This is a genomic window from Paroceanicella profunda (assembly GCF_005887635.2).
Taxonomy (GTDB): domain Bacteria; phylum Pseudomonadota; class Alphaproteobacteria; order Rhodobacterales; family Rhodobacteraceae; genus Paroceanicella; species Paroceanicella profunda.
The window spans coordinates 1-12,326 of sequence record NZ_CP040824.1; the positions used below are offsets into that span (position 1 = coordinate 1).

Consider the following 12,326-nt stretch of genomic DNA (forward strand, 5'->3'; position numbering starts at 1 on the left):
GCACCGTCCGCCCGCTGGAATCGCAGATGGCCGACGACGCCCCGCTCTGGCGCGAGATCGCCACGAAGCACGGCCTGGCGGAGCCCGAGCTGGCCCGCCTGGCCTCGCCCTGGCACACGGACGCGGACCTGGGCCGGCCCATCAGGTGTGCGACATGTCAAGAGCCGCCGCAGGGGCTTCGCCGGCTATCAGGCCACCGATGACGCTTTCTTCGACCTGTTCACCCGCCTGCGCGCGGACCGGCTGATCCCCTGATCCGGTCCGTCCCGGCCGGGCATCTCGCAGCCCGTCGGGCGAGTCGGGAGAAGGTCCGGACCTGCGCTCCTCCCACGCCCGGGCCGCTGTCGCGCGGGGCCCTGCGCCCTCGCGCGCTTCCCGCCGCACCGAACACGCAAAGGTGCGCGGGTCGTGAAACGTCACGTTTCGCAGTGTGAACAGGGTGATAGCGGGCCGCTGCCGGGGCGGAGCCGCGCCCCGGGGCGAAATCGCCGCTGCGCGCGTGCAGCGATGCCTGCTTTACTCCGGCCACCGCCGCAGCGCGGGCCCTGGCCGCACCGTCGAAGGCGTGCCCCGCCCGGACCCGGCCCGGCCGGGCGCACGACAGAAGCCGGACACCCGGCCGGAGCCCGGAGACATCGACATGCTGGCGACCCACAGGGCGCTCTGCGCCATGGGCGTCGTGGCCGGACCCGACCCTGCCCGAGCCGCGGACCAGCCTCGTGCCCACGCTCAACATCGCCCCGGCCACCGGCTGGCCCGAGGGCACCGCGCCGACCCCCGCCGAGGGCCTCACCGTACAGGCCTTCGCCACCGGGCTGGACCATCCGCGCTGGCTCCACGTCCTGCCCAACGGCGACGTTCTGGTTGCGGAGAGCAACAAGCAGCCCGCCGCGCCCTCCGGCCTGCGCTCCCTCGTGGAGGAGCAGCTGATGGCCGCCGCCGGCGCCGGGAGCCCCAGCGCCGACCGCATCACCCTGCTGCGCGACGCGGACCATGACGGCATCGCCGAGACCCGCACCATCCTGCGCGACGGGCTCACCTCGCCCTTCGGCATGGCGCTGGTGGGCGACACGCTCTACGTGGCGGACACGGACGCGCTGCTGGCCTTCCCCTACACCGAGGGCGCCACGCGGATCGACGCGCCGGCCACGCAGGTCGTCGCGCTGCCCTCCGGGCCGCCGAACCGGCACTGGACCAAGGGGCTCACCGCCGGGCCGGACGGCCTGCTCTACGTCTCCATCGGTTCGAACAGCGACCACGGGGAGGGCGGCATGGCGGCGGAAGCCGGGCGCGCCGCGATCTGGCAGGTGGACCCGGCCGCGGCGTCCGCGCGCCCCTTCGCCACCGGGCTGCGCAACCCCGTGGGCCTCGGCTTCGAGCCCGACAGCGGCGCGCTCTGGGTCGTGGTGAACGAGCGCGACGAGCTGGGCGACGACCTGGTGCCCGACTATCTCACCTCCGTGCCCGACGGCGCGAACTTCGGCTGGCCCTGGCTCTACTACGGCACCCGTCCGGACCCGCGCGTGGACCAGGACGCCCCGGGCCGCGTGACCAGCGCCCGCATGCCGGATTATGCGCTGGGGTCACATGTCGCCCCGCTGGGCCTGAGCTTCGCGCAGGGTGCCCGGCTGGGCCCGCGCTTCGCGCAAGGCGCCTTCATCGGCGAGCACGGATCTTGGAACCGGCGCCCCGCCAGCGGCTACGCCGTGGTGTTCGTGCCCTTCGTCGACGGCCGGCCGGCGGGACACCCGGTCGACGTGCTCACCGGCTTCCGCTCACCGCAAGGTGACGCCCGGGGCCGCCCGGTCGGCGTCGCCGTCGCCGCCGACGGCGCGCTGCTGGTCGCCGACGACGTGGGCAACACCATCTGGCGGGTGACCGCCGCGAAGTAGCGGCCCGGCACCGGGGATCCCCCCGCGCGGCCTGTCCTGCGCGGCCTGTGCTGCGCGGCCTGTGCTGCGCGGCCTGTGCTGCGCGGCCTGTGCTGCGCGGCCTGTGCTGCGCGGCCTGTGCTGCGCGGCCTGTGCTGCGCGGCCTGTGCTGCGCGGCCTGTGCTGCGCGGCCACCCTCGGGAGGGCCTGCAGCCCCCCGAGGGTGGCCGCGCAAGCAAGCGGAGGCGGGGGCGCCCGGTCAGACGCCCCGGCGGTTGCCCCAGATCAGGACGTGCAGTTGCGGCAGGATGCGGGGGGTGAACCAGCCGCGCCCGGTGGTGCGCTCCACCAGCCACAGAAGCCGGTCGGCCAGGGCCTGGGGGTCCACCGGCCGGTCCGGGTCCACCTCCGGGTTGCCGGGCTGAAGGTAGAGCGGCAGGCCGGGGTGGCGCGCGGCCGCGTCGCGGGCCCAGGCGAGGTCGGCCTCGTCGAAGATCACGATCTTCATCACGGTCTGCCCGGCGGGCGCCCCGGCCGCGACACAGGCGGCGAAGGCGTCCCAGTCCACCCGCTGGCCGCTGGAGGGCGGCTTCGGCGACAGGACCAGCGTGGCGAGATCGCCGAACCACGGGCGGGCCACGGAGCCCTGCGTTTCGCAGGCGAAACGATAGCCCGCGCCCGGCCGAGGGAGATCAGCGGGCCGAAATCCTGGATGGCCGGGTTGCCGCCGGAGAGCGACACCGTGAGCGGCTGGCCGCCGGAGAGGCGTTCCACCTCGGCAAGGGCCGCGTCCGCCGTCATCGGTGCCCAGGTGCTGCGGAAGGCGCTGTCGACCGCATGCAGGCTGTCACACCAGCTGCAGCGGTAGTCGCAGCCGCCGGCGCGCACGAACACCGTCGGCTCGCCGATCAGCGCGCCCTCGCCCTGGATGGTGGGGCCGAAGATCTCGGCGATGCGCAGGGTCATGGCCGGTACTCGGCCCAGGTCTTCGGCGTTTCCGACACTTTCACCGCGGCGGTCTCCGGCCAGCGGGCCCGGCACCACTCGTAGAAGTGCAGAGCCAGGCGCTCGGCCGTCGAATGCCCGTCCAGCACGTCGGTGAGGTGCCGGTGGTCGAAGCGATCGTCGATATAGGCCTTCAGCGGCTTCAGGTCATGATAGTCACGCACGAATCCGTCGGCGGAAAGCTCCGCCGCCACCAGCTCCACCACCACGATGTAATTGTGCCCGTGCAGCCGGGCGCACTGGTGGTCGGGCGCCAGATGCGCGAGCTGGTGGGAGGCGGAGAAGTGGAATTCCTTTGAGATCCGGAACATCAGCGGCCCTCCCGGCCCGCGACGGCGGCGATCCAGAACTCCGGGTCGTCGTAGACCGTCGGGTCCGCCACGCCGGCGATGTGGAAGGCCTCGCGCCGTTCCACGCAGGTGCCGCAGCGCCCGCAATGCCGCGCGCCGCCCTTGTAGCAGGACCAGGTCTCGGCGAAGGGCGTGCCGTGGCGCGCGCCTTCGGTGACGATATCGGCCTTGGTGCGGTGCACGAAGGGGGTGGAGAGGCGCACGTCGGCATAGCCGTCCAGCGCCGCGCGCTGCATGCGATCGAAGGCCTCGGTGAAGGCGGGGCGGCAGTCGGGGTAGATGAAATGGTCGCCGCCGTGCACGGCGGTGGCCACCAGCGCATCCCCTCCGCCGCCGCCACCCCGAAGGCGATGGCCAGCATGATGGCGTTGCGGTTGGGCACCACGGTGATGCGCATGGTCTCTTCGGCGTAATGGCCGTCCGGCACGTCGATGTCATCGGTCAGCGCCGAGCCGGTGAGGGCGGCGCCGATGGCGCGCATGTCGATGACGTGGTGCGGCACGCCCAGGCGCGTGGCGGTGGCGGCGGCGAAGCCCAGTTCCTTGGCGTGGCGCTGGCCGTAGTCGAAGGAGACCAGCCGCGAGAGCCGGCCCTCCGCCGCGACCATCTGCGCGAGCGAAACGGAATCGAGCCCGCCGGAGCAGACAACTGTCGTTTTCATTCTGAACCCTTGTTTTGATGACCGGGTAGGCTGCGACCGGTTGGGGAGGGCAGATACGCGCGTTCCGCCGCGGGTGCAACCGCTGTCCGCGCCGCCCCGGCCCCGAAGCCGCGGGGCAGGGCCACCCGGGGCGGCGCCGGGCCCGGGGTCTGCGCGTCAAGACGGGCGGGGCGGGGGCTTCGCCTGAGCCTGAGCCTGAGCCTGAGCCTGAGCCTGAGCCTGAGCCTGAGCCTGAGCCTGAGCCTGAGCCTGAGCCTGAGCCTGAGCCTGAGCCTGAGCCTGAGCCTGAGAATTCGTGGAGAGTGTGGGGGGGGCGCGTCAAGGCGGGATCGCATCGCCGCCTCGGCTGGCCCTGCCCTTCGGATCCGGGGCCGGCGCGACGAGCGCCGCGGTGCAGGGCGCGCCTTACGCACTGGGCCCGAACGGGGCGGATGACGCGGCCCCGGAGCCCACCGGTTGACGGGCCGTGCCGCCCCGGCCGCAGGGGCCGGGCGGGCCGGGATAGCAGGGGCAGGGGCGCGGCGCCCGCGCTCCTGCCCCTGTCGGATTCAGCGGTTCTGCGTCTTGCGCCAGGCCTCGAAGGCCTCGCGAGTCTCGTCCTTCGTGCAGGGGTAGAGGCCGATGATCCCGGCGCCGCCCTTCACCTGCTCGACGACGAAATCCTCGTAGACGGTCATCTCCGTCGCCTCGGCGGCCACCTCGTCGGCGATGCCGGCGGGGATGACGATCACGCAATCCGCATCGCCCACGATGATGTCACCCGGGAACACCGGGGCATCGCCGCAGCCGATGGGCTCGTTGATGGCGATGGCCTCGTTGTTGGTGAGGTTGGTCGGCGAGGAGGGGCGGGTGTGATAGGCCGGCATCTCCAGCCCGGCGATGGTGGCCGCGTCGCGGAAGCCGCCATCGGTCACCACGCCGGCGCCGCCGCGCATCATCAGCCGGGTGACGAGAATGTCCCCGGCGGAGGCGGCATCGGCCTGCTTGCGGCTGTCCATCACCAGCACGTGGCCGGCGGGGCAGGTCTCGATGGCCACGCGCTGCGGGTGCTCGGGGTTGCGGAACACGGTGAGGCTGTTGCGGTCCTCGCGGGCGGGGATGTAGCGCAGGGTGAAGGCCGGGCCCACCATGTTGCGCCCCTTCCAGCCCAGCGGCTTCACGCCCTGGATCACCTGGTGGCGCAGGCCGCGCTTGAACAGGGCGGTGGCGAGGGTCGCCACCGACACCTCCATCAGCATTTCGCGGGTAGCTTCATTCATCGGATCGGTCTCCTCGGGTCGCCCGCGGGCGCGGCGCGCCCCGGGTCGGGTCCGGACGGGTGGCGGACGAACCGCCGGGACAGGCGGTCAGGCCAGCGCGCTGGCCTTCAGGAAAGCGTCGAGCCGGCCCTGCTGGGCGTCGGTGAGCGGCCAGGCCGAGGGCGGGCGCGTGGGGCCGCAATCCTGCCCCGTGGCCAGCAGCGCGGCCTTCACGCCGGTGACATTGGTGCCGTTGAGCTCTTCGGCGCGGATGTCCTCGAAGGCGCGCATGCCGGCGATGAGCGTGTTGGCGGAGGCGTAATCCCCCGCCTCCAGCGCCGCGTGGATGGCCACGGAACGCTCCGGCCAGACGTTGATCAGCCCGGAGGTGAAGCCCCGCGCCCCCACGGCGTAGAGCGGCGGGGCCCAGACCTCGGCGAGCCCGCCGACCCAGACGATGGAGGGGTCGCAGGCGGCCTTTGCCTCGGCGAGCTTCAGCGGGTTGGGCGTGGCCCATTTCACCCCGCGCACGCCGGGCAGGGCGCAGAGATCGGCGATGGCGCGGGTGCCGATCGCGTCGTTGCGCAAATACAGCATCACCGGCAGGCCGCCGCCGGCCTCGTGCACCGCCTGCACGTAGTCGAGCGTGCCGCGCGGCGAGACGAACGGGTCCGGCGGCTGGTGGATCATCAGGGCCGTCGCCCCCGCCTCGGCCGAGGCGCGGGCGAGGCGGCAGGCATCACGGATGCCGCGGCCCACGCCGGCCAGCACCGGGGCGCGGCCGTCCACCAGGGCCACCACCTCGCGGACCATGGTGCAGGCCTCCTCGGTGGTGAGGGCGTAGAACTCGCCGGTGTTTCCGTTGACCACCGGCATGTGCACCCCGGCGGCCAGCGCGCGGTCGATGATCGGGGCGAGCCGCGCAGGCGCGATCTCGCCTTCCGCGTCATAGGGCGTCACGAGGATGCCGGAAATGCCGGTGAGGGCGGTGTCGAGGTCGAGCGCCATGGGGGCCTCCCTGCAGGTGGGCGTAGGGGCGGGTGAGCGGGGGGTCAGAAGATGTCGGGCTCGCCTGCGGCGGGGCCGAAGCCGCGTTCGAGATAGTCGAAGTCGCAGCCCTTGTCGGCCTGGGTGACATGTTGCGAGAACATCCAGCCCCAGCCCCGGGCGAAGCGCGGCTCGGGCGGCACGCGGGCTTCGCGACGGCGGGCGATCTCGGCCTCGTCCACCAGCATGTCGAGCCGACGCGCCGGCAGGTCCATGCGCACGATGTCGCCGGTCCTGAGCAGCGCCAGCGGCCCGCCGATATAGGCCTCGGGCGCCACATGCAGCACGCACGCGCCGTAGGATGTGCCCGACATCCGCGCGTCCGAAATCCGCAGCATGTCGCGATGTCCCTGCTTGATCAGCGCCTTGGGGATGGGGAGCATGCCCCATTCCGGCATGCCCGGCCCCCCCTGCGGCCCGGCGTTGCGCAGCACCAGCACGTGGTCGGGGGTGACCTCGAGGTTTTCGTCGTCGATGGCCTTCTTCATCTCCGGGTAGCTGTCGAACACCAGCGCCGGGCCCTCGTGCACGTGGAACTTCGGGTCGCAGGCGGCGGGCTTGATCACCGCGCCGTCGGGGCAGAGGTTGCCGCGCAGCAGCGCCAGCGAGCCTTCGTGGTAGACCGGGTTGGAGAGCGGGCGGATCACGTCGTCATTGTAGACCACGGCGCCTTCGAGGTTCTCGCCCATGGTCTTTCCGGTGACGGTGAGGCAGGAGGTGTCGAGCCGCGCCTCCATCTGCTTCATCAGCGCGCGCAGGCCGCCGGCGTAGAAGAAATCCTCCATCAGGTAGTCCTTGCCCGAGGGGCGGACATTGGCGATGAGCGGCGTCGTGCGGCCCAGCTCGTCGAGGTCGTCGAGGGTGAAGTCCACGCCCGCGCGCCGGGCCATGGCGATGAGATGGACCACCGCATTGGTGGAGCAGCCGGTGGCCATGGCGATGATGGCGGCGTTGCGCACCGCGCCCGCCGTCACGATCCTGTCCGGGGTGAGGTCGGTCCAGACCATGTCGACGATGCGGCGGCCACACTCCGCGGACATGCGCTGATGCCCGGCATCGGCCGCCGGGATGGACGAGGCGCCGGGCAGGGTGAGGCCCATCGCGTCGGTGATCGCGGTCATGGTCGAGGCGGTGCCCATGGTCATGCAGGTGCCCACCGAGCGGGCGATGCCGCCCTGGATGCCCAGCCATTCGTCATCCGAGATGTTGCCGGCGCGGCGCTCGTCCCAGTATTTCCACGCGTCCGAGCCCGAGCCGAGGATGCGCCCGGCGTAATGCCCGCGCAGCATCGGGCCGGCGGGCAGGTAGATCATCGGCACGCCGGCGGTGAGCGCGCCCATCACCAGGCCGGGGGTGGTCTTGTCGCAGCCGCCCATCAGCACCACGCCGTCGAGCGGGTGCGAGCGGATCATCTCCTCCGTCTCCATCGCCAGCATGTTGCGGTAGAGCATGGAGGTGGGCTTGGTGAAGCTCTCGTCCACCGAGAGCGAGGGCAGTTCCACCGGAAAGCCGCCCGCCTGCAGCACGCCGCGCTTCACGTCCTGCGCGCGCTCTCGGAAATGCCCGTGGCAGGAGTTCAGCTCCGACCAGGTGTTGAGGATGCCGATCACCGGCCTGTCGCGGAAATCCTCCTCGGCATAGCCGAGCTGCATCATGCGCGAACGGTGCCCGAAACTGCGCAGGTCATCGGGGCCGAACCAGCGCGCGGAACGCAGATCCTTCGGGCTTTTGCGGGTATTGGCGGCCATTCGAGTTGCCTCTCCTCCGATATCTCTTGCTTCATGTATGCGCAATCATCTGCCGGGATGTCAATCAGGCCATGCGAAATTATCGTCAGGACGCGGGGTGGCGGGGAATCCTTGACAGGCTTCGCCGGCCCGTGCTCTTGTCTATGTATGCGCTTACATAAGGCGCCTCCGGACGGAGTGACGCCGGTTGCAATAACCAGCCGCGGGAGCGGTCGAAGGGAGGAAGAAGAATGAAACTTGCACGCAGAACGTTTCTTGCGGCCGCGTCGGCGGCTGCGCTGCTGGCCCAGCCGCTGGTGGCCGATGCCCAGTCCCTGCCGCGCAACATGCGCATGGTGATCGGCTCCACCTCGACGGGCGGCGACACCTACCAGAATTCCGCCATCGTGGCGGACGCGCTCTCCGAGAAGCTGGGCATCAACATCAAGGTCGATGCGGTGGGCGCCACGGAGGCCTTCAAGGCGCTGGCGCGCGACCGGCGCGGCACCACCATCATGGTGTTCCACGACCAGTCCTACCTGGCCAATCTCTACGGGGTGACCGGCTACGGAGACCCGTTCGAGGAGTTCGTCGTCGGGCCCACGCTGGCGATCAACCCGGGCAACGCCTATCTGGTGCCGGCCGATTCGCCCTATCACTCGATGGAGGACATTCTGGCCGCGGCCGAGGCCGGCACCCGGGTGCGCGTGGCCATCCAGCCCGGCGGCGTGTCCGAGATCGGCTTCTCCGCGCTGAAGAACGCCGCGCGGCTGCGCGCGCCCGGCTCGGAGGAGAACATCGTGCCGGTGAACACCGGCTCGCAGTCCGACAAGAACCAGGCGATGTGGGATGATCTCGCCGACGTGATCAACGGCTCCATCCAGGCCAACGAGCAGTTCACCCAGCTGCCCGCCGACGACGCGAAGGCGATGCGCTTCGTCTGGATCACCGCGCGACCCGAGACGCTGGAGCAGGCGCCGGAGGCCGGCATGGGCGGCACCAGCCGCGACGACATGCTGAAATACGCCAGCCCGAAGACCAGCGTGACCCTCGACGGCGAGACGGACTTCACCTTCGACAAGGAATTCTTCCTGCTGTTCAACAAGGACATGGACCCGGAGGCGATGGCGGCCATCGATACGGCGCTTTCCGAGATCTATGCCGACGGCACGGTGGAGACGCGCCAGAAGGAAGCCTTCTTCATTCCCGACTACCTGCCGGCGGAGAAGGCCCGGGCGCACCTGCGCGAGAAGCGCGACACCTACGAGAAGGTGATCTCGGAAATCTCCGGCAAGAGCTGAGCGCCGGGCGCACCATCCTCCGGCCCGCCCGCACCGGGCGGGCCCCCAGTTTCCGGGAGGCAGCCGCATGGGCGATCTCACCCACGTGACCATCGCATTCGAAACCTCGCATCTCGTGTTTCCGACCCTCATCGCGGGGGTTCTGGTTCTGCTGGGCCTCGCGATCCTGCTGCGGGACAGGGCCCGCATCGCGGCGTCCGGGGCCGCCTGGCGGCAGACGTTCGCGGCGATGGACAAGCCGCGCTTCCTCGGCACCATCGCGCTCACCCTGGTGTATTTCTCCGCCATGGTGCCGGTGGGCGACCTCTGGCCGAACACCGGGCTGGGCTTCCTGATCTGCTCCATTCCCTATGTCGCGGGCACGGGCCTGTTGTTCATGCATGACCGCTCCTGGCGCCAGGCGGTGCCGCTGGCCATCGTCGCGCTGGCCGGGCCCACCTTCGTGTGGTGGCTGTTCACCTATCCGCTGTTCCTGACCCTGCCCTGAGAGGCCGACATGTTCGAATTCATCACGCCGCTCTTCGTGTCGCTGATCCTTGGCGGCACGCTGGTGGGCATCATCTTCGGCGCCATTCCGGGCATGACGGCGACGATGGCCGTGGCCATCTCGCTGCCGCTCACCTATTCGCTGGGGCTGGAGAACGGGCTGGCGCTGCTGCTCGGGCTTTACGTGGGCGGGATCTCGGGCGGGCTGGTGCCGGCCATCCTGCTCGGCATTCCCGGCACGCCCAGTTCCATCACCACCACCTTCGACGGCTACCCGATGGCACAGCGCGGCGAGGGCGAGGCGGCGCTGCGCATCGGCATCATCTCCTCCTTCGTGGGCGGGATCATCAGCCTCGCGGTGCTGTGGCTCTTCGCGCCCACGCTGGCGGATTTCGCCATCAAGTTCTCCTACGTGGAGAAGTTCCTCATCATCCTCTTCGCGCTCACGGTGATGGCGGCGCTGTCCTCGGACATGCTGCTGGGCATCTTCTCCGGGGTGCTGGGCATCTTCGTGAGCCTGATCGGCGTCTATGACGTCTCCGACGGCGGCAACGGCAAGCTGCGCCTGGTGCCGCCGGGCTGGGAGTACTGGCTGGACAGCGGCTTCTCCCTGCTGCCGGTGCTGATCGGGCTGTTCGGCCTCGCCGCCATCCTGGAGCAGGCGGAGCTGGGCGTGCCGCGCGGGCATTCCGCGAAGGACATCAAGGTGGGCAGGCATTCCGCCTTCTCCTTCTCGGTGTTCCGCGGCCAGGCGGTGAACCTGGTGCGTTCCAGCGCCATCGGCACCTTCGTGGGCATCCTGCCGGGGGTGGGGGGCTCTGCCGCCTCGATCATCGCCTACACCAACGCGAAGACCTTCTCGCGCCACCCCGAGCGCTTCGGCAAGGGCGAGCCGGCGGGCATCATCGCCTCGGAATCGGGCAACAACGGCCTCACCGGCGGGGCGCTGGTGCCGCTGCTGTCGCTCGGTATCCCGGGCGATTCGACCACCGCGCTGCTGATCGGAGCCTTCACCCTGCAGGGGGTGCAGGTCGGCCCGCTGTTCATCGGCAACAACCCGGGCACCTGGAACGCGATGATCGTGGCCATGCTGATCGCCAACGTGGCGATGCTGGTGATGATGTATGTGGCGATCCGCTGGTTCGCGCGGGTGGTCACCATTCCCAAGCACATCCTGTTCCCGGTGATCCTGATGATGTGCGTGATCGGGGCCTACACCATCAACTACGGCATCATGTTCGATGTCTGGACGCTGGCCATCTTCGGGCTGTTCGGCTGGCTGGCGGTGAAGCTGCGGCTGGAGATCGCGCCCTTCATCATCGGCTTCATCCTGGGGCCCTCGGCGGAGATCTACTTCGTCAAGAGCCTCGAGAGCTTCGGCGACGTGACGATCTTCTTCACCAAGAGCTGGATCGCGGTGCTGCTGTGGGCGCTGATCCTGGGGTCGGTCGTGCTCTCGGTGCTGCTGGCACGCAAGGCGCGGCGCGGGGAGGGCTCTTGAACTCCCCCCGCGCGGGCAGGATGATGGCCGGGATGGACACGAAGGACGATCAGCACAGGCCGCCGGCGCCCAGGCGCAGCGCCTCCCGGGGCGTGACGATGGAGGCCGTGGGCCGGCTGGCCGGCGTGTCGCAGGTGACGGTATCGCGCGCGCTGAGCGACCCCGCCAAGGTCTCGCCCGCCACGATGGCGCGGATCCGCGAGGCGATCGAGCTCACCGGCTACGTGCCGAATGCGCTGGCGGGGGCGCTGGCCTCCAACCGCTCGAAGCTGGTCTCCGCGCTGGTGCCCTCCATCACCAACGTGGTCTACTCCTCGATGATCCAGGCCTTCGCCGCGGGCATGCGCGACAGCGGCTACCAGATCATGCTGTCGGAGACGGGCTTCACCCCGACGGAGGAGGAGGAGCTGGTCGCCGCCCATCTCTCGCGCCGGCCGGACGCGATGCTGCTCACCGGCATCCACCATTCCGCCCGCACGCGGCGGATGCTGCTCGGCGCCTCCATCCCGGTGGTCGAGGTGTGGGACATCACCGATTCCCCCATCGACCTCTGCGTGGGCTTCTCCCACATCGAGACCGGCCGCGCGGTGGCGGATTTCGCCTACGAGGCCGGCCACAGGCGAGCCGGCGTGGTCTCGGCCGGCGACGAGCGCGCCCGCCGCCGCATCGACGCCTTCTCCGAGCGCTTCACCCAGCGCAGCGGCGTGGCGGTGGGCCAGGCGCTGTTCCCGGCGCAGGCCAGCCTGGAATGCGGCCGCAACGGGCTGTCCCGGCTGATCGACGAGCAGGGGCTGCGCGACGGCCTGGTGTTCTGCAGCTCCGACCTGCTGGCGCATGGCGTGCTGATCGAGGCGCAGGCCCGCGGCCTGTCCGTGCCCGGCGAGATCGCGGTAATCGGCTTCGGCGACCAGGATTTCGGCGCCTGGACCACCCCCGCCATCACCACGGTGCGGGTGGACCGCGCCGCCTTCGGCCACGCCGCCGCCCAGGCGCTGCTGCACCGGTTCGAGGGCCGCACCGACGGGGCCAGCGTGATCGACCTCGGCTTCGAGATCGTGCGGCGCGGCTCCGCCTGAGCCCCTCCCGGCCGCCGGGACGATCGCGTCCCCGACCCCACAACCGCCTGACGCCCTGACCGC

The 12,326-nt window shown here is 70.7% G+C and carries 9 protein-coding genes and 3 pseudogenes; 6 read left to right on the forward strand and 6 right to left on the reverse strand.

Annotated features, from left to right (window positions below; translation table 11 throughout):
• Positions 1 to 5: 5 nt before the first annotated feature.
• Positions 6 to 255, forward strand: a pseudogene (locus FDP22_RS25070) (NAD-dependent dehydratase); the annotation flags it as partial.
• A gap of 440 nt (positions 256 to 695) precedes the next feature.
• Positions 696 to 1,892: a PQQ-dependent sugar dehydrogenase gene (locus FDP22_RS23910; RefSeq protein WP_239032064.1), complete on the forward strand. Its 1,197-nt coding sequence runs from the start codon at positions 696 to 698 to the stop codon at positions 1,890 to 1,892.
• Positions 1,893 to 2,130: 238 nt separating this feature from the next.
• Here the strand turns inward: FDP22_RS23910 and queE are convergent.
• The 6 genes and pseudogenes from queE to araD form a co-directional block, all read right to left on the reverse strand.
• Positions 2,131 to 2,837 (reverse strand): annotated as a pseudogene (gene queE / locus FDP22_RS23915) (7-carboxy-7-deazaguanine synthase QueE).
• Positions 2,834 to 3,187: a 6-pyruvoyl trahydropterin synthase family protein gene (locus FDP22_RS23920; RefSeq protein WP_138579021.1), complete on the reverse strand. Its 354-nt coding sequence runs from the start codon at positions 3,185 to 3,187 to the stop codon at positions 2,834 to 2,836. Before FDP22_RS23920 ends, queE begins: the two are co-directional and overlap by 4 nt.
• Positions 3,187 to 3,887 (reverse strand): annotated as a pseudogene (gene queC / locus FDP22_RS23925) (7-cyano-7-deazaguanine synthase QueC). Before queC ends, FDP22_RS23920 begins: the two are co-directional and overlap by 1 nt.
• A gap of 548 nt (positions 3,888 to 4,435) precedes the next feature.
• Positions 4,436 to 5,146 carry a ribonuclease activity regulator RraA gene (locus tag FDP22_RS23935; protein WP_138579025.1) on the reverse strand — a complete coding sequence of 237 codons (711 nt, stop codon included), beginning with the start codon at positions 5,144 to 5,146 and terminating at the stop codon, positions 4,436 to 4,438.
• 87 nt (positions 5,147 to 5,233) lie between these two features.
• A complete protein-coding gene (locus FDP22_RS23940) occupies positions 5,234 to 6,133 on the reverse strand; it encodes a dihydrodipicolinate synthase family protein (RefSeq protein ID WP_138579027.1) in 900 nt (299 codons plus the stop codon).
• A gap of 44 nt (positions 6,134 to 6,177) precedes the next feature.
• Complete coding sequence (gene araD / locus FDP22_RS23945; protein ID WP_138579029.1) at positions 6,178 to 7,920, reverse strand: L-arabinonate dehydratase; 1,743 nt, start codon at positions 7,918 to 7,920, stop codon at positions 6,178 to 6,180.
• Between the two features lie 230 nt (positions 7,921 to 8,150).
• Here araD and FDP22_RS23950 point away from each other — a divergent pair, with 230 nt between their 5' ends.
• From FDP22_RS23950 to FDP22_RS23965, 4 genes are all read left to right on the forward strand, one after another.
• Complete coding sequence (locus FDP22_RS23950; protein WP_138579031.1) at positions 8,151 to 9,200, forward strand: type 2 periplasmic-binding domain-containing protein; 1,050 nt, start codon at positions 8,151 to 8,153, stop codon at positions 9,198 to 9,200.
• A gap of 67 nt (positions 9,201 to 9,267) precedes the next feature.
• Positions 9,268 to 9,687 (forward strand): tripartite tricarboxylate transporter TctB family protein, encoded by a 420-nt coding sequence (locus FDP22_RS23955; protein WP_138579033.1) that lies wholly within the window; start codon positions 9,268 to 9,270, stop codon positions 9,685 to 9,687.
• Positions 9,688 to 9,696: 9 nt separating this feature from the next.
• Complete coding sequence (locus tag FDP22_RS23960) at positions 9,697 to 11,187, forward strand: tripartite tricarboxylate transporter permease (protein ID WP_138579035.1); 1,491 nt, start codon at positions 9,697 to 9,699, stop codon at positions 11,185 to 11,187.
• Positions 11,188 to 11,219: 32 nt separating this feature from the next.
• A complete protein-coding gene (locus FDP22_RS23965) occupies positions 11,220 to 12,263 on the forward strand; it encodes a LacI family DNA-binding transcriptional regulator (protein WP_239032062.1) in 1,044 nt (347 codons plus the stop codon).
• The last annotated feature ends 63 nt before the right edge of the window (positions 12,264 to 12,326 follow it).

Bases quoted from the DNA above. Each gene is read 5' to 3' on its own strand.
- FDP22_RS23920 (WP_138579021.1), bottom strand. From the start codon at position 3,187: ATGTTCCGGATCTCAAAGGAATTCCACTTCTCCGCCTCCCACCAGCTC.
- FDP22_RS23935 (WP_138579025.1), bottom strand. From the start codon at position 5,146: ATGAATGAAGCTACCCGCGAAATGCTGATGGAGGTGTCGGTGGCGACC.
- FDP22_RS23940 (WP_138579027.1), bottom strand. From the start codon at position 6,133: ATGGCGCTCGACCTCGACACCGCCCTCACCGGCATTTCCGGCATCCTC.
- araD (WP_138579029.1), bottom strand. From the start codon at position 7,920: ATGGCCGCCAATACCCGCAAAAGCCCGAAGGATCTGCGTTCCGCGCGC.
- FDP22_RS23950 (WP_138579031.1), top strand. From the start codon at position 8,151: ATGAAACTTGCACGCAGAACGTTTCTTGCGGCCGCGTCGGCGGCTGCG.
- FDP22_RS23955 (WP_138579033.1), top strand. From the start codon at position 9,268: ATGGGCGATCTCACCCACGTGACCATCGCATTCGAAACCTCGCATCTC.
- FDP22_RS23960 (WP_138579035.1), top strand. From the start codon at position 9,697: ATGTTCGAATTCATCACGCCGCTCTTCGTGTCGCTGATCCTTGGCGGC.
- FDP22_RS23965 (WP_239032062.1), top strand. From the start codon at position 11,220: ATGGACACGAAGGACGATCAGCACAGGCCGCCGGCGCCCAGGCGCAGC.